Annotated in this window: 19 protein-coding genes and 2 tRNA genes; 9 read left to right on the top strand and 12 right to left on the bottom strand. The window is 66.6% G+C overall.

The features are described from left to right. Positions 1–27: 27 nt before the first annotated feature. On the top strand, positions 28–975 hold the full coding sequence (locus AC1DEY_RS13260; protein ID WP_476868336.1) for an acyl-CoA thioesterase: 948 nt from the start codon (positions 28–30) through the stop codon (positions 973–975). A gap of 196 nt (positions 976–1,171) precedes the next feature. On the opposite strand, the gene ettA is transcribed toward AC1DEY_RS13260, so the two are convergent. Next, a complete protein-coding gene (ettA, locus tag AC1DEY_RS13255; RefSeq protein WP_476868335.1) occupies positions 1,172–2,854 on the bottom strand; it encodes an energy-dependent translational throttle protein EttA in 1,683 nt (560 codons plus the stop codon). 255 nt (positions 2,855–3,109) lie between these two features. Further along, positions 3,110–3,676 carry a single-stranded DNA-binding protein gene (locus tag AC1DEY_RS13250; protein WP_476868334.1) on the bottom strand — a complete coding sequence of 189 codons (567 nt, stop codon included), beginning with the start codon at positions 3,674–3,676 and terminating at the stop codon, positions 3,110–3,112. 243 nt (positions 3,677–3,919) lie between these two features. Between AC1DEY_RS13250 and AC1DEY_RS13245 the strand changes: the two genes are divergently transcribed. Then, positions 3,920–3,992: transfer RNA gene (locus AC1DEY_RS13245), tRNA-Arg, on the top strand. A gap of 93 nt (positions 3,993–4,085) precedes the next feature. Here AC1DEY_RS13245 and AC1DEY_RS13240 read toward each other — a convergent pair. Next, positions 4,086–5,102 (bottom strand): magnesium and cobalt transport protein CorA, encoded by a 1,017-nt coding sequence (locus AC1DEY_RS13240; RefSeq protein ID WP_476868333.1) that lies wholly within the window; start codon positions 5,100–5,102, stop codon positions 4,086–4,088. Between the two features lie 453 nt (positions 5,103–5,555). Here AC1DEY_RS13240 and AC1DEY_RS13235 point away from each other — a divergent pair, with 453 nt between their 5' ends. Then, positions 5,556–5,810 (top strand): LapA family protein, encoded by a 255-nt coding sequence (locus AC1DEY_RS13235; protein WP_476868332.1) that lies wholly within the window; start codon positions 5,556–5,558, stop codon positions 5,808–5,810. Positions 5,811–5,833: 23 nt separating this feature from the next. Continuing rightward, positions 5,834–6,481, top strand: a complete 648-nt coding sequence (locus AC1DEY_RS13230) for a GNAT family N-acetyltransferase (protein ID WP_476868331.1) — start codon at positions 5,834–5,836, stop codon at positions 6,479–6,481. Between the two features lie 21 nt (positions 6,482–6,502). Here the strand turns inward: AC1DEY_RS13230 and map are convergent, their stop codons facing one another. Further along, positions 6,503–7,270, bottom strand: a complete 768-nt coding sequence (map, locus tag AC1DEY_RS13225) for a type I methionyl aminopeptidase (RefSeq protein WP_476868330.1) — start codon at positions 7,268–7,270, stop codon at positions 6,503–6,505. A gap of 77 nt (positions 7,271–7,347) precedes the next feature. Between map and AC1DEY_RS13220 the strand changes: the two genes are divergently transcribed. After that, positions 7,348–8,043, top strand: coding sequence for a DNA alkylation repair protein (locus tag AC1DEY_RS13220; RefSeq protein WP_476868329.1), 696 nt, complete (start codon positions 7,348–7,350; stop codon positions 8,041–8,043). 12 nt (positions 8,044–8,055) lie between these two features. On the opposite strand, the gene mptB is transcribed toward AC1DEY_RS13220, so the two are convergent. After that, positions 8,056–9,696: a polyprenol phosphomannose-dependent alpha 1,6 mannosyltransferase MptB gene (gene mptB, locus AC1DEY_RS13215; RefSeq protein WP_476868328.1), complete on the bottom strand. Its 1,641-nt coding sequence runs from the start codon at positions 9,694–9,696 to the stop codon at positions 8,056–8,058. A gap of 169 nt (positions 9,697–9,865) precedes the next feature. On the opposite strand from mptB, the gene orn reads away from it, so the two are divergent. The 4 genes from orn to def all read left to right on the top strand — a co-directional run bounded on the left by orn (position 9,866) and on the right by def (position 12,628). Next, the gene (gene orn, locus AC1DEY_RS13210) at positions 9,866–10,510 is read left to right on the top strand and encodes an oligoribonuclease (protein ID WP_476868327.1); all 645 of its coding nucleotides are present in this window, start codon (positions 9,866–9,868) and stop codon (positions 10,508–10,510) included. A 131-nt stretch (positions 10,511–10,641) separates the two neighbouring features. Further along, positions 10,642–10,714 (top strand) — tRNA-His (locus AC1DEY_RS13205). Between the two features lie 148 nt (positions 10,715–10,862). After that, complete coding sequence (locus AC1DEY_RS13200; RefSeq protein WP_476868326.1) at positions 10,863–12,017, top strand: acyl-CoA dehydrogenase family protein; 1,155 nt, start codon at positions 10,863–10,865, stop codon at positions 12,015–12,017. 38 nt (positions 12,018–12,055) lie between these two features. Continuing rightward, a complete protein-coding gene (gene def / locus AC1DEY_RS13195; protein ID WP_476868325.1) occupies positions 12,056–12,628 on the top strand; it encodes a peptide deformylase in 573 nt (190 codons plus the stop codon). A gap of 53 nt (positions 12,629–12,681) precedes the next feature. On the opposite strand, the gene AC1DEY_RS13190 is transcribed toward def, so the two are convergent. The 7 genes from AC1DEY_RS13190 to AC1DEY_RS13160 form a co-directional block, all read right to left on the bottom strand. Next, positions 12,682–13,392 (bottom strand): alpha/beta fold hydrolase, encoded by a 711-nt coding sequence (locus AC1DEY_RS13190; protein WP_476868324.1) that lies wholly within the window; start codon positions 13,390–13,392, stop codon positions 12,682–12,684. Between the two features lie 9 nt (positions 13,393–13,401). Beyond that, the gene (locus tag AC1DEY_RS13185) at positions 13,402–13,854 is read right to left on the bottom strand and encodes a DUF1579 family protein (RefSeq protein ID WP_476868323.1); all 453 of its coding nucleotides are present in this window, start codon (positions 13,852–13,854) and stop codon (positions 13,402–13,404) included. A 93-nt stretch (positions 13,855–13,947) separates the two neighbouring features. Then, a complete protein-coding gene (gene ppk2, locus AC1DEY_RS13180; protein ID WP_476868322.1) occupies positions 13,948–14,820 on the bottom strand; it encodes a polyphosphate kinase 2 in 873 nt (290 codons plus the stop codon). Between the two features lie 169 nt (positions 14,821–14,989). Continuing rightward, positions 14,990–15,787 (bottom strand): HNH endonuclease family protein, encoded by a 798-nt coding sequence (locus tag AC1DEY_RS13175; RefSeq protein WP_476868321.1) that lies wholly within the window; start codon positions 15,785–15,787, stop codon positions 14,990–14,992. Between the two features lie 111 nt (positions 15,788–15,898). Continuing rightward, positions 15,899–16,108, bottom strand: coding sequence for a hypothetical protein (locus tag AC1DEY_RS13170; RefSeq protein ID WP_476868320.1), 210 nt, complete (start codon positions 16,106–16,108; stop codon positions 15,899–15,901). A 91-nt stretch (positions 16,109–16,199) separates the two neighbouring features. Next, complete coding sequence (locus AC1DEY_RS13165; protein ID WP_476868319.1) at positions 16,200–17,690, bottom strand: glyceraldehyde-3-phosphate dehydrogenase; 1,491 nt, start codon at positions 17,688–17,690, stop codon at positions 16,200–16,202. A gap of 230 nt (positions 17,691–17,920) precedes the next feature. Beyond that, entirely contained in the window at positions 17,921–19,612 is a 1,692-nt protein-coding gene (locus AC1DEY_RS13160) for a GMC family oxidoreductase (RefSeq protein ID WP_476868318.1), read from the bottom strand. Positions 19,613–19,740: the final 128 nt, after the last annotated feature.

Raw genomic sequence — 19,740 nt, 5'->3', positions numbered from 1 at the left:
GCGCGCGCTGCCGTCTAGAGTCAGACCATGACTGAAGCCGAAGCCGGACTGCTGGGGCTCCCGACCCAGGACCCCACCTCCTCGCTCATCCAACTGCTCAACCTCGGCGAGCTCGAGGGCGCGCGGACGGACGAGGACATTTTCATGGGGCCCTCCCAGCAACAGCCCAGGCACCGCGTCTTCGGCGGCCAGGTGCTGGCGCAGTCCCTGATCGCCGGCAGCCGCACCGTCGATCCGGACCGCAGTGTGCACTCCATGCACGGCTACTTCCTGCGGCCCGGTGACGCCAACAAGCCGATCACCTTCGGGGTGCAGCGKTTGCGTGATGGCCGGTCCTTCTCGGCCCGCCGGGTCCACGCCTATCAGGAGGGCATGCCCATCCTGTCGATGATTGCGTCCTTCCAGGCCGAGGACGAAGGGATCGAGCACCAGTCCGAAATGCCCACCGGGATCCCGGACCCGGAATCTCTGCCCAGCACTGCCGACCTGCTGGGCAAGTTCGATCACCCCGTGGCACGGCACTGGGCGTTTGAACGGCCCTTCGATATCCGCCACGTCGACCCGGCGCTGTACGTCTCGGCGAAGGGGCCCAAGGAGGCGCGCAACGCCGTCTGGATGAAGACGTTCGGGCCGATGCCCGACGACGCCGGCGTGCACCGGGCCGCCCTGGCCTACGCGAGCGATTACACCCTGCTCGAATCCATCCTCCGCAAGCACGGGATGAGCTGGATTACGCCCGGGATGTCCGTSGCCAGCCTGGACCACGCCATGTGGTGGCACCGGCCGGTCCGGGTGGACGAATGGCTCCTGTACGTCCAGGAGTCCCCCAGYGCCCAGGGCGCGCGGGGACTGGCGACCGGCAAGATCTTCAGCCGGGACGGCCTGCACGTRGCCACGGTGGCGCAGGAAGGCATGGTCCGCGTCCCGAACGATCTGAAGAACACAGTGAACGGCGCCGTCCAGGCCGCCGTCTAGTAGTACATCTAGTCCGCCGTCCAGTCCAGAGTGCTGCAGCGCCAGATGCGCAAGGCCGAGGGCAGCCAGGACTCCCGCCCCTGCCGGACGCCGCGCCAGTCGCCCTGCCTGGCACAAAGTCCCGCGGCACACAAAAGCCGGCTCCCCACGGGGAACCGGCTTTTTGTGTGCCAGCGGCGCTGTAAGCCTGGCGGGCTTAGTCGCGGGTGAGGCGGCGGTGCGTGACGCGGTGCGGCTTGGCCGCGTCCGGGCCCAGGCGCTCCACCTTGTTCTCCTCGTAGGACTCGAAGTTGCCCTCGAACCAGTACCACTTGGACGGGTTCTCCTCGTCGCCTTCGTAGGCGAGGATGTGGGTGGCCACCCGGTCCAGGAACCAGCGGTCGTGCGAGACGACGACGGCGCAGCCCGGGAATTCMAGCAGTGCGTTCTCGAGGCTRCTGAGGGTTTCGACGTCGAGGTCGTTAGTCGGTTCGTCGAGSAGCAGCAGGTTGCCGCCCTGCTTGAGGGTCAGSGCAAGGTTGAGGCGGTTGCGCTCACCGCCGGAGAGCACCCCGGCCTTCTTCTGCTGGTCCGGGCCCTTGAAGCCGAAGGCGGCCACRTAGGCGCGGGACGGCATTTCGACGTGGCCGACCTGGATGTARTCCAGCCCGTCGGACACGACYTCCCACAGCGTCTTGTTCGGGTCGATGCCGCCGCGGCTCTGGTCGGCGTAGGAGATCTTGACGGAATCGCCGATCTTCAGTTCGCCGCCGTCSAGCGGTTCCAGGCCCACGATGGTCTTGAACAGCGTGGACTTGCCGACGCCGTTGGGGCCGATGACGCCGACGATGCCGTTGCGGGGCAGGCTGAAGGACAGCCCGTCGATCAGCGTGCGGTCATCGAAGCCCTTCTGGAGTTCCTTGGCTTCCAGCACGAGTCCGCCGAGGCGCGGTCCCGGCGGGATCTGGATCTCTTCGAAGTCGAGCTTGCGGGTGCGGTCCGCCTCGGCGGCCATTTCCTCGTAGCGGGCCAGGCGGGCCTTGGACTTGGTCTGGCGTCCCTTGGCGTTSGAGCGGACCCACTCRAGTTCTTCGGWGAGRCGCTTGGCCTGCTTGGCGTCCTTCTTGCCCTGGACTTCCAGGCGGGCGCGCTTCTTCTCCAGGTACGTGGAGTAGTTGCCCTCGTACGGGTAGAGGTGSCCGCGGTCAACTTCGGCGATCCACTCGGCCACGTGGTCCAGGAAGTAGCGGTCGTGGGTGACGGCCAGGACGGCGCCGGCGTAGCTGGAGAGGTGCTGTTCGAGCCACAGCACRCTCTCGGCGTCGAGGTGGTTGGTGGGCTCGTCGAGCAGCAGCAGGTCCGGCTTCTGCAGCAGGAGCTTGCACARGGCGACGCGGCGGCGCTCACCACCGGAGAGGAGCGTGACGTCGGCATCGGCCGGCGGGCAGCGCAGGGCGTCCATGGCCTGTTCCAGCTGGGAATCGATGTCCCAGGCATCGGCCGCGTCGATCGCTTCCTGCAGCTGTCCCATTTCCTCGAGSAGGGCATCGTAGTCAGCGTCGGGGCTGGCCATTTCCTCGGAGATCTCGTTGAAGCGCTGGATCTTGCCGTAGATTTCGCCGACGCCTTCCTGGACGTTGCCCAGGACGGTCTTGTCTTCGTTCAGCGGCGGCTCCTGCAGCAGGATGCCTACCGTGTAGCCGGGGCTGAGCCGGGCCTCACCGTTGGAGGGAGTGTCCARGCCTGCCATGATCTTGAGAATGGTGGACTTACCGGCACCATTCGGGCCGACAACGCCAATCTTGGCCCCCGGGAAGAAGGACATGCTCACGTCATCGAGGATGAGTTTTTCGCCGACAGCCTTACGGGCCTTGGTCATTGTGTAGATAAATTCCGCCATGCCTACAAATCTAGTGGTTCGGCCGGGATAACTCACATTCCGTCGGCGCCCGACGCGGCTGTTGACGGGCCGGTTGCCGGAGCCGTTGCCGCCGTTCTGGCCCTGGCGGCCGCCCCTGCCCTTGCCYCAGSGTCCCGGGCTGCCCCCGCGGCACTGCCCGGCCGGAACTGTTCGGCTCAGTTTCCKGACGCCCACGAGGCAGCCACGGAGGCCGGCCCGGCAGCATGCTGTGTCCGGTAGCCGCGGGCCCGGGAATCAGGCCGCGGCCCCTTTCAGTTCGCCGGTCTCCTGGTCCACCTCCTCCTCCTCACCGCTCGCGTCATCGATGAACGTCGCCTCATGCTCGGCACCGTCCCCGCCGCTGTCCCCCTGTTCTCCGGCGCCTGCGTGTTGGCCGCCGTCGCCGCCGTCCCCGCTGCCGGCGGCTCCCGGGGCGCCGGGCCCGGCGGCCGTCTGGCTTCCGGCGGCGGCGGAGCGGGTGAAGTTGGCAGAGCCCCACATGAGGTCGTGGCCGACTGACTCCGCATTAATTTCGGCGTCGTGGTAGACYCTGCCGTCCTTCTCCCAGCTGCGCATCTTCAGCCTGCCCACCACRATGACCCGCTGTCCCTTCTTGATGCTGCAGCCGATGTTGCCCGCCAGCTGGCGGTAGCCCTGGACKGTGAACCAGTTGGTGTTGCCATCCACCCAGGTGCTGGATCCRCGGTCGTAGCGTCGCTCCGTGGCGCCGAGCCGGAAGTTCGCCGTGGCCACGCCGCCKGGGGTGGTCGCACTTCTGATCTCCGAGGCGACGAAGCCACGGACCGTAATGTTGTCACTCATTCTCATGTCCTGTCTCGAATTGTCGTGCCCAGCCGGGCAGTTCCAGCATCCCGCCGGGGCCCGCGGGCAGGCAGGGGCGAACTGTGCCATGTGGAAAACCCACGTCCGGCGGCAGCGCCGGGGCCTTTGTTGGGGAGTGGTCCTGGCTGCAGGACAGGCCACCGGCCGCATTGACCCCCACCGGCCGTCCGGCACTGTAAACTTTTTGAGGCGTCCCCGGCAGCAGCCGGTGGGCACCAGCGTGCCCCAGTAGCTCAGGGGATAGAGCAGCGGCCTTCTAATCCGCCGGTCGGGGGTTCGATTCCCTCCTGGGGCACAAGGACAGCGGCTCTGACCTGCACATGCAAGGTCAGAGCCGCTTTTGTTTTACTGGCGCGGGCAGAGAGCCGCGTCCATTMCAACCGGAACGTCAGATMCACTTGTTGTGTTTGAACGTCAGGTACAGGATCCCGCCCATGCCGATCATGAGCGCCAGTGCCATCGGATAGCCGAAAATCCAGTTGAGTTCGGGCATGTCGTGGAAGTTCATGCCGTAGATCGACGCGATCAGTGTCGGTGCGAACAGGATGGCCGCCCACGACGAGATCCGTTTGACCTGCTCGTTCTGGGCGAAGCTGGACTCCGTCAGGAGGCGCATTTCGTCGTTCTGCCGCTGGGCCACGAGGGCCGCGTTGACSGCCAGCGCGTTTTGCAGGAGYGCCCGGAAGGCAGCCACCCGCTCCCCCAGCCTGATGGCGTGGTCCAGTACGTCGCGGAAATGGTCCTGCAGTTCGGGGTCCGGCACCCCGTCCGGTCCGCTGCCCATGAGGGTCTGCAGGATTCCGGCCAGGGGGGCCGTCGCCCGCTGGAACGTAATGACCTGGCGGGAGAGCTCATAGATCCGGCGCGACACCCCGGGATCGGCGGCGAACAAGTCATCCTCGATCTCATCGATGTCGTTTTCCAGCCCCGCGGCCACCGGCTCGTACTCGTCCACCACCTGGTCCAGAATCGCGTACAGCACCGCGTCCGGTCCCAGCGCCAGGAATTCCGGCTCGGACTCCATGCGCCGGCGTACGCGGGCGAGGTCGGGCGACTCGGCCCGGCGGACAGTCACCACGAAATCCGGGCCGGCGAACACGTGGATCTCGCCGAACTCGACCTTCTCCACGTCGTCCAGGTATCGGGCGGGCCGCAGCACCAGGAACAACGTCTCGCCGTAGTGTTCCAGCTTTGCGCGTTGGTGGCCGGCSAGCGCGTCCTCGACGGCAAGGTGGCTCAGGTCGAATTCCTCKGCCACCGAACGCAACTCATCGGGGTCCGGTCGGTAGAGCCCGATCCARGCCATGCCCTGGCGCTGCCGCAGGAGGAAATACGTCTCCTCGAGGTCTTCCGGGTCCGCGGTCCGGCGACCGTCCACGTAAACGGCGTTGTCAATAATGGTCACGGCCGCGCCTCCTCTTCAAGGCTTTCCCTTGGCTGTGACGTTATACCGTGCCCGGGCCGGTGCCAACAGCGCTCCCCGGGGGGGCTGCGCAYGCAATGTCACCGGTATGCGCGGTTGGCCCGGACCCCGCCCAGCTGCCCGGACACCMCKGSAGCCATCAGCAGGCTTAGTATTGAGTTGACAGGCAGGCCGTCAGGGAAAGCCTGTGCGCCCTGTCCGCAATCGAAAGGCACGGCCGCCATGACCGAGACACCTCGCAGATTCGACCCCRACACTCCCGACGATGCCCCAACCGCACAGTACACGGGGACCGCTGACGCCRCGTCCGGGCCAGGGACCTCCGAAGTTGGCACCTCCCGTGCAGAGGTWCCCGCAGCACCGGTACCTGCCCCGGARACTCGCCAGCCACCCGCRGYCCCGGCCCCGGAGACGCGSCAGGYCACSCGWGCGGGAATGGTCTGGGCAGCGGTTGCCAGCGCGCTGGTGGTGCTGATCGTGCTCATCGCCTTCATCCTGCAGAACCAGGAATATGTGCAGGTGAAGTTCTTTGGCCTCGAAGGCTCCGTCCCGCTCGGCATTGCCTTGTTCATCGCGGCAGTCGGCGGCGGCGTGCTTGTCGCGATCGCCGGAGCCGCCCGCATCATTCAGCTGAGGCTCGCCGCACATCGTGTCCGGCGACAGGCCAGCCCGGGGACGCGCACGCACTAAACGGCAGGCGCTACCCTCTTTCCATGAGCACAGCAGAATCCGGGGGCCAGGCRGCCATCACCACCGCGGCCGCGGACTGGCCCGACGTCGAACGCCTCTTTGGCGTCCGCGGCGAACCGTCACGCTGCTGGTGCCAGTTCTTYGCGGTGACCGGCAGCGAGTGGTCCGCGACCACCCCGGACCAGCGKAAGGCCCAGTTGCGGGACAAGTTCGACGGCGGCCGGCCGGCKCCCGGCGTGCTGGCCTTCCGCGAAGGGRCGCCCGTGGGGTGGTGTGCCGTGGAGCCGCGTGAGTGCTAYCCGAGRATCCTGCGCTCGAAGGTGCTGGCCGCCGCAAAAACGGCGCCGGACGCTGCGGCGTCTGAAACCCCGGCAGCTGACCATCCGTGGTCGGTCAGTTGTTTCGTCGTGGCYCCCGGCCATCGCCGAACCGGYGTGGCCGGCGCCCTYCTGGCAGCCGCCGTCGAACACGCCTTCGCCCACGGCGCCACGGTGGTGGAGGGCTACCCGGTGGACCCCGCGCAGCGGCCCAAGGCGGGCCCGGCTGACCTTTATCACGGGACGTTGGAGCTCTTCGTGGCCGCCGGCTTCACGGTGGTCAGCGACGCGGTGCCAGGACGCGCCGTCGTCCGCCTCACCTCACCGCCCGCGGTCGCTGAAGCCGAGTCCTGAAGCCGAGTCCTAAGCCACAACCTAGGGCAGTGTCAGGATCACGGGACCGTCAGCCGTGATGGCCACGGTGTGCTCGCTGTGCGCGGCGCGGCGGCCGTTCGCCGAGCGGAGGGTCCACTCGTCCTCGTCATGGTAGTAGTCGTCCTTGCGCCCCAGAATCAGCATCGGCTCGATGGCGATGACCAGGCCCTCGGTGAGTTTGATGCCCCGGCCGGGACGCCCGTCGTTGGGCACGGGCGGCTCGGCGTGCATGGTCCGGCCGATCCCGTGGCCGCCGTGATCGGCGAGCAGCCCATAGCCTSCCCGGCGYGCCGCTCCACCGATCGCGTAGGCRAGGTCTCCCATCTTGTTCCCGATCCTTGCTGCCTCGATCCCCCGCGCCAGGGCAGCGTCCGTGGCGTCGATGAGGGCCTGGTCCACCGGGTCGACCGTCCCCACGATGAARCTGATGGCCGCATCGCCGCACCAGCCCGCCAGGAACGCGCCGCAGTCCACGCTCAGGAGGTCCCCGTCCTGCAGCCGGTACCCGTTWGGGATGCCGTGCACGACGGCGTCGTTGACGGACGTGCAAATGACCCCGGGAAACGGGACGGACGCCCAGCGCGGCCGGTAGTTCAGGAACGCCGGCGTGGCACCGGCGTCGGCGATTGACGCCGCGGCGACYTCGTCGAGCTCCTTGAGCGAGACGCCGACGACGGCGGCCTCCCGGACCCGCGCGAGCGTATTGGCCACCACCCGGCCCGCCTCCCGCATCAGTGCAATTTCTTCGGGACTCTTGATCATGGACATGGTTTTCCTTCCGACGCGGAGCCGCGGCTTGCTGGCATCAACTCTAGAGCCCGCCGCAGGATGTCTACAGTGGCCTCATGGCCACCACTGAAGTCACCACGGAACTGATTGACGCGATCCGCCGCCAACTGCAGGCTGCGGCTGACCCAAGCCGCGCCGCGGGGGCGCAGGCCTACATGAAATCGCAGATGCCGTCCCTGGGCGTGCGGGTGCCCGAGGTCCGCAGGATCGTCAAAACCGCGGCCGCGGCGCACCCTCCGGGCGGCCTGGCGGAACTGCAGTCAACCGTGCTCGCGCTGTGGCGGAACGCCGYCTGCCGTGAGGAGCGCTACGCCGCGATCGACCTCACCGGGCTCAAGCTCGCCGCCGGGGAGCTCAGCATGCTCGCCGTCTACGAGGAAATCATCCGCACCGGGGCCTGGTGGGACCTTGTGGACGGGGTGGCGCACCGGCTGGGCGCGCTCTTGCTGGCCCACCGGKCAGAGCTGACGCCGGTACTGGGGCGCTGGAGCRGGGACCAGRACTTCTGGGTCCGGCGGGCCGCCATCACCGCTCAAYTGGGGGCCAAATCAGCCACTGACACGGCCCTCCTGGCYGCCGTGATCGAGGCCAACCTCAAGGATCCTGAGTTCTTCATCAGGAAGGCGATTGGGTGGGCCCTGCGCCAGTACGCCAGGACGGATCCGGACTGGGTGCGGGCGTTCGTGCAGCAGCACTGGGYGGACCTCAGCCCGTTGTCGCGCACGGAAGCGCTCAGRAACCTGCCSGCYTAGCCAGAATCAGCGCTAGATGATGGGCCGCGTCGTGACCGGCTCGTCCGACTTGCTGAASAGCTGCTTGGTCTTSGGGTCCAGGAAGATCAGGTACAGGGCAAACAGCAGGGCGATGATGGCCGCGGCGTTGCGGGCCAGAGCCAGCGCCAGGCCAAGGTCCGCGGTCTGCAGGTACGGGAAGACATCGAGCTGGTCCGAGATCGCGTACACCATGAAGAAGGACACGATGAAGTACAGCGCCTTGACCTGCCAGTCGTCGCGGATGCCCGTGACGGCAAAGAGCGGGATGAGCCARACGATGTACCAGGACTGGATCATCGGGGACAGSAGCACSACGGCGGCGAACGCCAGGGTGAGGCGGCGCATCAGGCGGTCGTAGTCRCCGCGGAAGATCTGCCAGGCGACGRTCCCGACGGCGAGCAGCTTGCCGGCGTCGAAMGCCCATTTGGCCAGCCCCCAGCCGTCGAGGCCGAACGCGTTGGAGATGGAGGCCACCATCAGGCCCACCAGGCCGACGGGCGCGTACCAGATCCAGATGCTGCCCGGGGCGGACARCCCGTTGATCCAGCCGAARCCGAAGCCATTGACCCGGCTCATGGCGTACAACAGGGCCAGGCTGAGCCCGGCCGTAAGCGCCCAGAAGAGGACCTTGCGCGGCCAGCTGGCSCCCTTGCCCGCCCAGAGCAGGCCGATGAAGGGCAGGAAGACCACGGTGATCGGCTTGACCGAGATGGACAGCGTGACCAGCACGATGCCGAGGATGACCCGACGCGTGGCGCAGTAATAGAGMCCGGCCAGGGCAAGGCCGATCATGAGGGAGTCGTTGTGGACGCTGGCGATGAAGTTGGTGAGGAACAGCGGATTCGCTGCCGTCAGCCACAGGGCCCGGTTGGGGTTCACGCCGTGCAGTTCGGCCAGTTTTGGCACGTAGATCACGCACAGGACCACGCCCACCAGCGCGGCCATCCGGAACAGCATGATGCTGCCCTCGGGGTGGACGTTGGTGGCCCAGACSACGAACTGTTCGATCCACAGGAACAGCTGCCCGTAGGGGACCGGGGCTTCGGTCCACATCCGGTCGGCGCCGAGCTGGAAGTAGTTGGACAGCGCCGAGATGCCGTTTTCGTAGGGGTTGAAGCCCTCCACCATGAGCCGGCCCTGGCCGATGTACGCGTAGACGTCACGGCTGAACAGCGGCACKGAGAACATCAGGGGCAGGCCCCAGGCCACCGTCGCCTGGAGCGTGGCCTTCCGGGCKCCRTCTCCCCAGACCCGGACGCGCTGGCCGAGCCGCAGCCASGCRCGGACCAGCAGCATGCCGCCAAAGGCCAGCAGGACAATGGACAGGGCGACACCAAACGCCTCGGTGCGCATCCAGATGAACAGCGGAACGCGGCGGAGCTCTGACGCGGGGGCGAGCCAGCCGACCCCGATCGAGCCGATCGTCATGAACAGCGATCCCAGGAACCCGGCAAGGATCGGSGACCGCGGGTTGTCGACGTCGCCAGCAGAATCGTCCCGTGCCGGGCGTGGCACACGCGAGCCCAGCCCACGCCGGGCGGACCCAGGCTGGCCGGATTCCGAGGGGCGGGACGGGGAYGTGAGGGACGTACCGACTGCCGTTTCCCCCGCCGCTGGCACAGGCGCCGTCATGTCAGGATCGTCCAATCTGTTGTGGGCCATGTTTCCGCCCACAGCCRGCCGCATTGTCCGGCCCGGGGCGCCGCGTTCACGAAATGAGTTGACGAATTAATTCGACGGCCGCGTATCCGAAATCCTAGCACCGGACGGCTCTGCGGCGTCGGAACGGTAGGCTGGGCGGGTGCCTATTACTAACGAACGCATCGTCTGGATCGACTGCGAAATGACCGGCCTGGACACCAAGAATGACGCCCTCATCGAGGTGGCCGCCCTGGTGACCGATTCGGAGCTCAACATTCTCGGTGACGGCGTCGACGTCGTCATCAAGCCCGACGACGCCGCGCTGGCCCAGATGAACGACTTTGTCCGCGACATGCACACCCGGTCCGGYCTCCTGGCGGAGYTGCCGCACGGCAAGACCATGGCCGAGGCACAGGCCGCCGTTCTCGAGTACATCAAGAAGTGGGTGCCGGACCCGAAGAAAGCTCCGCTCGGCGGCAACTCCGTGGGCACCGACCGCGTGTTCCTCGTACGCGACATGCCCGAGGTTGTGGAGCACCTGCATTACCGGGTCATTGACGTAAGCACCATCAAGGAGCTCTCCCGCCGGTGGTTTGCCCGGGCCTACTTCCAGTCCCCCGCCAAAATGGGYGGGCACCGTGCCCTCGGCGACATCAAGGACTCSATCGACGAACTCCGGTACTACCGCGAGGCCGTCTTCGTCCCCGCACCGGGCCCGGACAGCGCCACGGCCCAGCGGATCGCCAAGCGCGTCATGGGCGGCGACGAAGCCGATCCTTCGAAAAACGAGCCTGCCGGAAAGTAATCTGCACCACTTTTTGACGAAATTTTGGTGAAAACCGCAAAAGTGGCAAAAGCACCCCCGAACAACAGGTAAGCTATTTGTCGTTGCCTTTCCAGCCAGCCGGTTCGCCGGAGGGCCTGATACGGCACATGGTGGGCGTAGCTCAGTTGGCAGAGCGCCTGGTTGTGGTCCAGGAGGTCGCGGGTTCAACCCCCGTCGCTCACCCTCATGAAGGACGGCAGTGATTGTCCGACCTTTTCCAAAGGCCGCACCGGATATCCGGTGCGGCCTTTGTTGTCTGTACGGTGTTTTCTGGTTTTTTGGTTTTTTGTCCGTGCAGTCGTCCCGGGATCTGTCGTTGGAAGGAAACGCAGTGAAGCGCAAGCTCTTTGAAGAAGACCACGAGATGTTCCGTGAGATGGCCGCCGAGTTCAACGTCCGCGCGGTYGCCCCTCACTACGCCAAGTGGGACGAGGACCACATGATGTCCCGGGACCTGTGGTCCACGGCCGGCGAACAGGGCCTGCTGGGCCTCGCCGTGCCGGAAGATTTCGGCGGCATGGGGATGTCCGATTAYCGCTTCCGCGCAGTGCTCGACGAAGAATTCGCCAAGAGCAACCACCTCGCCGTGGGCCTGGCGTTCCACCTGCACGACGACATGGTCCTCCCCCACCTGCTGGCTTACGGCTCGGATGACCTGAAGTCCCGCTGGCTGCCGGGCATGGTYTCCGGCGAGAAGGTCACCTCGATCGCCTGGACYGAACCGGGYGCCGGCTCGGACCTGCGCGGCATCCGCACCAAAGCCGTGCGCGACGGCGACGAYTGGCTGATCAGCGGCCAGAAGACGTTCATCGGCAACGGCATCTCMGGCGACGCGTCGCTGGTCCTGGCCCGCACCGACGGCGGCACCGGACGCGGRAACCACGACTCGTTCTCGCTGTTCATGGTCSAGAAGGGCGAGGGCTACAACACCGGCAAGCAGCTGGACAAGATGGGCCTGAAAGCCTCCGACACCGCCGAACTGTTCTTCGACAATGTCCGCGTYCCGCATGCCGATCTCGTGGGCGAGGAAGGCAAGGGCCTGCAGTAYGCCGCCGAGCAGCTCCCCCAGGGCCGCCTGGCGATCGCCGTGGCGAGCTCCGCCGTCGTGCGCGCCATGTACGAGGAGACCGTCCGCTACACGAAGGACCGCAACGCGTTCGGCGAGCGGATCATCGATTTCCAGAACAGCCGCTTCCAGCTGGCCGACATCCTCACCGAGGTCGAGGTCACCGAAGCGTACGTGGACCAGGCCATCCTGGCCTTCAACGCCGGGGAGCTCGACGCCGCCGGCGCTGCCCGCGCCAAGCTGTGGGCTTCCGAGCGCGCCAAGTCCGTCACGGACCGCTGCCTGCAGCTGCACGGCGGCTACGGCTACATCCTCGAGTACCCGGTGGCACAGGCCTTCCTGGCCGCCCGGCTGCTGACGATTTTCGGCGGCACCAACGAAATCATGCGCGACGTCGTCGGCCGCACCATCGCCGGCTGAGCTGCCGCGACTCCAACAGCCTGAGGAAATTTCCTGACATGACCGTCCTGCCCATCACGATCTGGGGCGAGCCCGTAYTGCACCGCCGGGCCGCGGAAGTCGAAGTATTCGACGACGAGCTCCGCACCCTGATCGCCGACATGTTCGAGACCAATGACGCCGCCAACGGYGTCGGGCTCGCCGCACCCCAGGTGGGGGTCGGCAAGCGGCTCTTCGTGTACAAGTACGAAAACGACGACGGCGCCCCGCCCACCGGCGTGGTCGTCAACCCCGTCCTGACCCTGTCCAAGGTCTCCGGCGCACTGCCGGACCCCGACGAGGAAGAGGAAGGCTGCCTGTCCTTCCCSGGCGGCCAGTACCCGCTCAAGCGGGCCGAATGGGCGAGGGTCCAGGGCTTCGACGGCGACGGAAATCCGGTGGAATTCGAGGCGACCGGCTGGTTCGCCCGGGTCATCCAGCAYGAGTACGACCACCTCGACGGCAAGCTCTACGTCAACCGGCTGATCGACCGCTATTCGCGCAAGGCCATGAAGCAGGCCAAGCGCAGCGGCTGGGGTGTTCCCGGCCTGACCTGGATGCCGGGCGTGGATCCGGACCCGTTCGGCCACTGACCGCGCAGCCTGATCGCGGGCGTTTCGGCGGGACGAGCGCGTGACGCGGCCGGCTAGCTCCCCGCGGTGCGGTCGACGGCGGCCAGGATGGCGGCGCCGAGTTCGGCCGGCTTGGTGAACTGCGGCCAGTGGCCGGTGGGCAGGTCCACGTAGTCGACGTCGCGGAYCCGCSCGAGCTCCGCCACGAACGGGTGGCCCCCGGCRATCATTTCCGTGAGCATCGAGGACGGGAATTCGCAGGCGATGACGGTGGCCGGGACCTCGAACCGGCGTTCATCCTTGAGCTGCTGCCSGTCCTGGGCCACGCCKCGGGGCTGCGGGATGGCGCGGGCRCGGAACATGGCGCGCAGCTCGYCGGTCAGGTCGGTGAGGTCCGCGTCCTCGAAGAGCTCCCACGGCGGCAGCGGCACSTCRTCGCCGTCGGCCGGGAGTTCRTCGTTGATGAYCCCGCCCTCGCCCAGCGGGCCGCTGTCCACGTAGATTGCCCGGGCCACCCGGTCCGGGCGGGCATCGACGGCGCCGTGGATGATGGCGCCGCCGCCGGAGTGGCCCACCAGGACCACCGGCGCGTCGAAGGAGTCGATCTTCGCCACGACGGCGTCGATGTGCGTGCGCAGGCCGATGCCTGCGCGGGGCGCATCGACCGACTCCAGGCCGGGCAGGGTCAGCGGGTAGACCTTGTGCCCGGCCGCGGTGAGCGGCGGGGTGACGTCCTCCCACGATGAGGCGTCCAACCAGAATCCGGGTACGAGGATAATGTCCATGCCGGTACCCTACCGGTCGAGTGCCAGGTCCACCACYTGATAGGGKTCTTCACCTGGGACGATGTTGTGCATGGTGATGCGTGCGGTCTCGCCCGGGTGGATGTGGATCTGCCAGCCCCAATCCGGGCCRCTGGGCGCCGCGTAGGAGCCGTTGAGCCGGAGGAWTCCGTCCCCGTCCACKGTCCCGGAGAACTGCATCAGTGCCTTGCCGGTGTGCCAGGAGTCCACCCACACGGCGGTGGCCGGGTCCTCGTCGGACGCACCACCGGCCAGGAGCAGCAGACCCTCCTGGGGGCTCGCGCCGTCTGACCAGGTGTAGGCGACGCTYACGAAGTGCGCCGCGGTCACCTCGACGGAGGCCGTGGCCGCCGAATCCTTGTAGTCGTCCGTGGGCATGATCCGGAGGCGGTTTTTTCCCTGCCAGCTGCCCAGCAGCGGCGTCACGTATTTCACAATGTCCATGCTGCAGTCTACAAAGCAGGCTCAATTGCGCCTCCCTTCTCCGCGGGCGAGCCCSCAAGCCGGCAGGCCKCCSCGGCGGGGTCCACGTGCCKCTCAGCCSTCGRCCGGTTTYCCCAGGCTCGCCGCGAAGTCCGGGACGTAGTGGAACAGTTCCCGCGGCGGGCGTGTGTAGTTGACGGCCTTAGGCCGCTCCGGCAAAGTCACCGGCTCTGTCCGCACTTCGGTGTATTCGATGCTGGAGAGCAGGTGGGCGATAACGTTGATCCTTGCCCGGCGCTTGTCTTCTGCTTCCACCACGTACCACGGTGATTCCGCGGTGTCCGTCTGCACGAACATGTCGTCCTTGGCCCGCGAGTAGTCTTCCCACCGCAAGATTGCCTCCCGGTCCATCGGCGAGAGCTTCCAYTGCCGCAAGGGATCRTCCAGRCGGGACTTGAACCTCCGCTCCTGTTCCGCATGGCTGATCGAGAACCAGTACTTGAAGAGCAGGATGCCGTCGTCGATGAGGAGCCGTTCAAAAACCGGGCACTGTGCCATGAAGCGCTTGTGTTCCGCCGGGGTGCAAAAGCCCATAACGTGTTCGACGCCGGCACGGTTGTACCAGGAGCGGTCCATCAGGACGATTTCCCCTGCGGCGGGGAGATGSGCCACATAGCGCTGGAAATACCATTCACCGCGTTCGCGTTCCGTCGGCGCCGGCAATGCGACTATCCGGGCAAAMCGCGGATTCAGGTATTCGGTGACCCGCTTGATCGCACTCCCCTTGCCGGCGGCGTCCCGACCCTCAAAAATGATGAGGACCCTCGCCCCGCTGCTCCTGACCCACTCCTGGAGGGCAACCAGTTCTCCTTGGAGCCGGAGAAGTTCGGCCTCGTAGATTCCGGTATCCAGCCGGCCCCGCCGCCGTGCGGAGCCCTTCTTGTGACCGGCGTGCCCCTTGCCGGACTCGTCCGCGCGATGTGCCATGGTTCCGTTCCTGTATTCCGGCGGGCGCTTTGTCCCGCCGCGCCCATTTTGGCCCGTTAGCAGAACGGCTACAAGGGTCCTCCAGCCCGGAAGCCGTGACGGGCGGAACTCCCAYGCCCGGGGCATGAAGACTGGCGCTGGGCACGCCAGGACAGGACACGCATTGCCGTCAACCCGGAACGATGCTCTGTTGCCCKGGGCACGACGCGAGGATCCGTTTCATCGCCTCCTTCTCTGCGGSTGTGACCCACAGCTGGTAGGCCGCCTTGACCGAAATCTGGCGGGCAACGTAGTGGCAGCGGAAAGCCTTGTTGGGCGGCAGCCAGGTGGCGGCGTCGGAGGCGCTCTTGTCCTGGTTTGCGRGGCCGTCGACGGCGATCAGGTTGAGGGGGTCGTTGGCCAGGTGCTCCCGCTGCTGCGCGGTGAGCTGCTGGGCGCCCTTTTGCCACGCGTCGCCCAGCGCCACGACGTGGTCGATCTGCACTTCCGCGCTGGTGTCGGGGCCGCGCCGGAACACGATCATGCGGCCGGTGTACGGTTCCTGGAACGTGCCKCCGGCCACCTGGCACCGGGAACCGCTGACGAATTCCGCGGCCGCCAGGTCCCGCCGGAGGATGTCGTTGCGCGTATCGCAGCCGTTGCGGTCCACGTCGAGCCASGCCTGGCCGAAGGCGCTCCGGTCGTAATTGTCCTTTGCCGACCGTCCCTTGACCGCAAGAGTGTCKAGCACGCYGGCGGCGSTGCCCGCCGGTACGGRCCGGACWGCCTCCACCGGCTTCATCCACTCGCGGGCAAGCACCGGGGCCTCGCTGGGACCCGGGGTCCGTGGCTCGGCGGCGGCAAACTGRCCGGCAGTGAAGAACCAGAACAGGCCGCCGAGCAGGGCCAGTGCGGCCACGGYGAGGAGAAGCCACGCCTGGCGCGATCTGCGCCGGGCGCGGCGGAATTCCGTCCAGGTGACGGTCATGAGGGCGGCCGCAGGCGGCGTTCTGGCTTCACGACCCGAGCCTACGCGGGTGCTCTGACATCCGGGAGGYTGTCCACAGTGTTGGGGAGCGGTGGCGGAAAACGCCGTCGGCTATTGCTCCCGGGTGACCCGTTTCAGGTCCTGGTTGGCCAGGTCCAGCAGTGACTGGAGCTGGTTCACCCGGTCGTCGTTGACTTCACCGGCCTCGCGTTTGACCATGGCGTCGTCCAGCAGCCGCTTGGCTTCCTTCGCGTTGCTCCGCGCGACGTCCAGCGCGTGTTCCAGGGTGGTCTCGTGTTCAACAGCCGGGTTCTGTTCCATGGCACCATTGTGGTTCCCTTTCCCGACCGATTCCAGTGAACCGGCCGGGAAAAGGRGAATAAGTCCCGGTCAGGGACTTTTAGTCCGGKGGCTAGAGGCCGACGGGCAGCCCGGCGGCCTCGAGGATGGAGGCCGCGTCCTTGGCGGGGAAGGACGGCGGATTGACCCCGGCCATTTCCTCCATGACGCGGACCACCTGGCAGCTGTAGCCGAACTCGTTGTCGTACCAGACGTACAGCACGAGGTTTTTCTCGTTGGAGATCGTGGCCAGGCCGTCCACGATGCCYGCCCGGCGCGARCCGACGAAGTCCGTGGAGACAACCTCGGGCGAATCGATGTAGTCGATCTGCTTGCGCAGCTCGGAGTGCAGCGACATTTCCCGCARGTAGTCGTTGACCTCGTCCTTGGTGGTGCCGTTCTCCAGGTTMAGGTTCAGGATGGCCAGCGACACGTCCGGGGTGGGGACGCGGATGGAGCTGCCCGTGAGCTTGCCGAGCAGTTCCGGGAGGGCCTTGGCGACGGCTTTGGCGGCACCGGTCTCGGTGATCACCATGTTCAGCGCGGCGGAGCGGCCACGGCGGTCACCCTTGTGGAAGTTGTCGATCAGGTTCTGGTCGTTGGTGAARGAGTGGACCGTCTCCACRTGCCCGTGCACCACGCCGTAGCGGTCGTTGATGGCCTTGAGCACGGGRGTGATGGCGTTGGTGGTRCASGAGGCCGCCGAGACGATCGTGTCCGAGTCGGCGATGGTGCCGTGGTTGATGCCGTGCACGATGTTCTTCAGCTCGCCCTTGCCCGGGGCGGTCAGGAGAACCCGGGACACACCCTTGCTCTTCAGGTGCTGGGACAGGCCTTCGGCGTCGCGCCAGCGGCCCGTGTTGTCCACGACCAGGGCATCGTGGATGCCGTARGCGGTGTAGTCGATCGTGGCGGGGTTGTCCGAGTAGATGACCTGGATCTGGACGCCGTTRGCGGTGATGGTGTCGTTTTCGAGGTCCACCTTGATGGTGCCTTCGAAAGAGCCGTGGACGGAGTCGCGGCGCAGCAGGCTGGCGCGCTTGGCGAGGTCGTTGTCGGAACCGCGGCGKACCACGATGGCGCGCAGGCGCAGGCCGTGGCCGCCGCCCGCCTTTTCAATCAGGAGCCGGGCCAGGAGCCGGCCGATGCGGCCGAAGCCGTAGAGTACGACGTCGGTGCTGGTGCGGTCGTCGCCGCCGCGCTTGCCGACAATCTCGGCGAGTTCCCCGCGGAGGAACTCATCCAGGCTGGCGCCGTCGCCCTCTGCACGGTACTTTTCGGTGAGGCGGGCAATATCGATCGCCGCGGCGCCGAGGTCCAGCTTGGTCAGGGCCTCCAACAGCGGGGCCGTCTCCTCGAGGCGCAGTTCTTCCTTGCTCATCCGGCGGGCGAAGCGGTGGGCCTTGAGGATATTCATGGTGGACTTGTTGATCAGGCTGCGTCCGTGGATGGAGGTCACCACGTTGTTCTCGCGGTACAGCCGGCCGATCACGGGGATCATGGCCTCGGCGAGCGCCTCGCGGCCCATCCACGTATCAAGACAAGAATCTGACGTCTGGCTCACAGAACTACCTTCCTAGAATCCACCCCCTACGTCCTCGTAGGGGGAAGTCGGCCGCCGGAGGGTGTCCGGTACCGGGCACCGGCAGGGATTCGGTCCACCCCGGGCGCCTCATCGAGCGCAAAGAAAAACCGCCGGCTGCGAACGCAGACCCGGCGGCAGAACTTCTACGTTCACCATCAATTCTACGGGCGGCCCGGCATGCTCCGGTGCCCTGTGGCGCGTGAAATGACTCACACACCGTCCGGGGCCTTAGAAGAGCCGGCAAAACCACTCACTCCTGGCGCCAGCCGGGCTGCGTCCTCCAGGATCATGTCGACGGCCTTTTCCGCGATCATGATGGTCGGCGCCTGCGTGTTGGCGCTGATCAGGCGGGGCATGATCGAGGAGTCAACCACCCGCAATCCCTCCAGCCCGTGGACCTTCAGCCGGGGCGAGACGACCGAATCATCGGTGGTCCCCATGGCGCAGGTGCCGACCGGGTGGTACGAAGTCCTTCCGTGGGAGCGCACGAACTTCACGTACTCGTCGCGGGTCTTCACSCGTGAGCCGTCACCGATGTGCTCYTTTTTGATGAAGGCTGCGATCGATGTCTGTTCCATGATCTGGCGGCTCTGTTGCACGCCGGCGATCGTCATCTCCAGGTCATAGTCGTCCGCKAGGAAATTCGGATCGATGAGCGGCGACTGTGTGGGGTCTGAGGATGCGACCCTGACCGTCCCGCGGCTGCGGGGTCGCAGGAAATAGGAGTTCAACGTCATGCCGAACCCGGGCTGCAGCGACGCTATGCCCGGCTCTGAACGCGCGGCGGGCAGGAAGTGGAACTGCAGGTCAGGGGTTTTCTCATCCTTRTTGGCGTAACTGAAACCGCCGGCCTCGACAAGGTTGGACGCGAACGGTCCCGAGCGGAAGGCCAGGTACTCGAGGCCGGCCAGGACCGTCGCCGGGCGCACGCGGTTGAAGCGGTCCAGGCTGTGGTCGTCGGTGAGTTCGTAGATGATGTCCAGGTCCAGGTGATCCTGGAGGTTCTTCCCGACGCCTGGGAGGGCATGAAGGACGTCGATCCCGGCGGCAGCGAGGTCCGCCGGGTCGCCGATCCCCGAAAGCTGCAGCAACTTCGGCGATCCAAAGGCGCCGCTGGCGACAATGACCTCCCGCCGCGCGCCGTAGGTTCTCACCACCCCGTCTTCGACTGCCTGYACGCCGACGGCACGGCCGTTCCTGATGACCACTTTGGAAACGGTCACGTTGACGCGGACCGTGAGATTGCGGCGCTTGCGCGCGGGTTTGAGGTAGGCCACGGCCGCGCTGCACCGGCGGCCGTTCTTCGTGGTGGTCTGGTAGAAACCGACGCCGTGCTGTTGGGCGCCGTTGAAATCGTTGTTGTACGGCAGCCCGAACTCCTGTCCGGCCTGCACGAACGCCGCCGAGAGCGTGTGCGGACGCCGGGGATCCGAGACGCCAAGCGGCCCCTGGGTTCCGTGGTGGGGTCCTGCGAGTCTSGAGTTGCACTCCGAACGGACAAAATACCTGGACACCTCAGCGGCGGACCAGCCCTCGCAGCCGTAGTCCGCGACCCACCCGTCGTAGTCCTCGTCCACGCCCCGCGTGAAGACCTGGGAGTTGATGGAGCCGCCGCCGCCGAGTCCCCGGCCCTGGGGAAGCGCGATGCTGCGGCCGYTGCTGTGCTTTTGCGGAACGCTGTTGTAGGCCCACTGATACGGGCCCCCCTTGAGTCTGGGGAAGCCCGCGGGCATGTGAATGAACGGATGGCGGTCGGATTTYCCTGCTTCGAGCAGCARCACGCGTATGGAAGGGTCTTCGCTAAGTCTGCCGGCCAAGACGCTGCCGCCTGTGCCACCGCCGGCGATGACATAGTCGTATGCTGCGTCGTCCGGCACTATGACTCCTCRACCATCGCTCATGCACCGTTACCTGAAGCGTTCATTGAAGTGTCGGGGCTCGCGGGGATGATGTCAACCACGCCTCAAGGTTTTCCCAAGCTTGCAACCCTGCAGTCACGCGACCCCCGGCCGGCAGCCTGTGACGGCCG

This window comes from Arthrobacter sp. 05T47, assembly GCF_056395825.1.
Note: the sequence above shows the minus strand (reverse complement) of the source record. Positions and strands in the feature narration are given on the sequence as shown.

Coding starts and splice junctions, on each gene's coding strand:
- AC1DEY_RS13170 (WP_476868320.1), bottom strand. CDS start 16,108: ATGGAACAGAACCCGGCTGTTGAACACGAGACCACCCTGGAACACGCG.
- AC1DEY_RS13235 (WP_476868332.1), top strand. CDS start 5,556: ATGGTCTGGGCAGCGGTTGCCAGCGCGCTGGTGGTGCTGATCGTGCTC.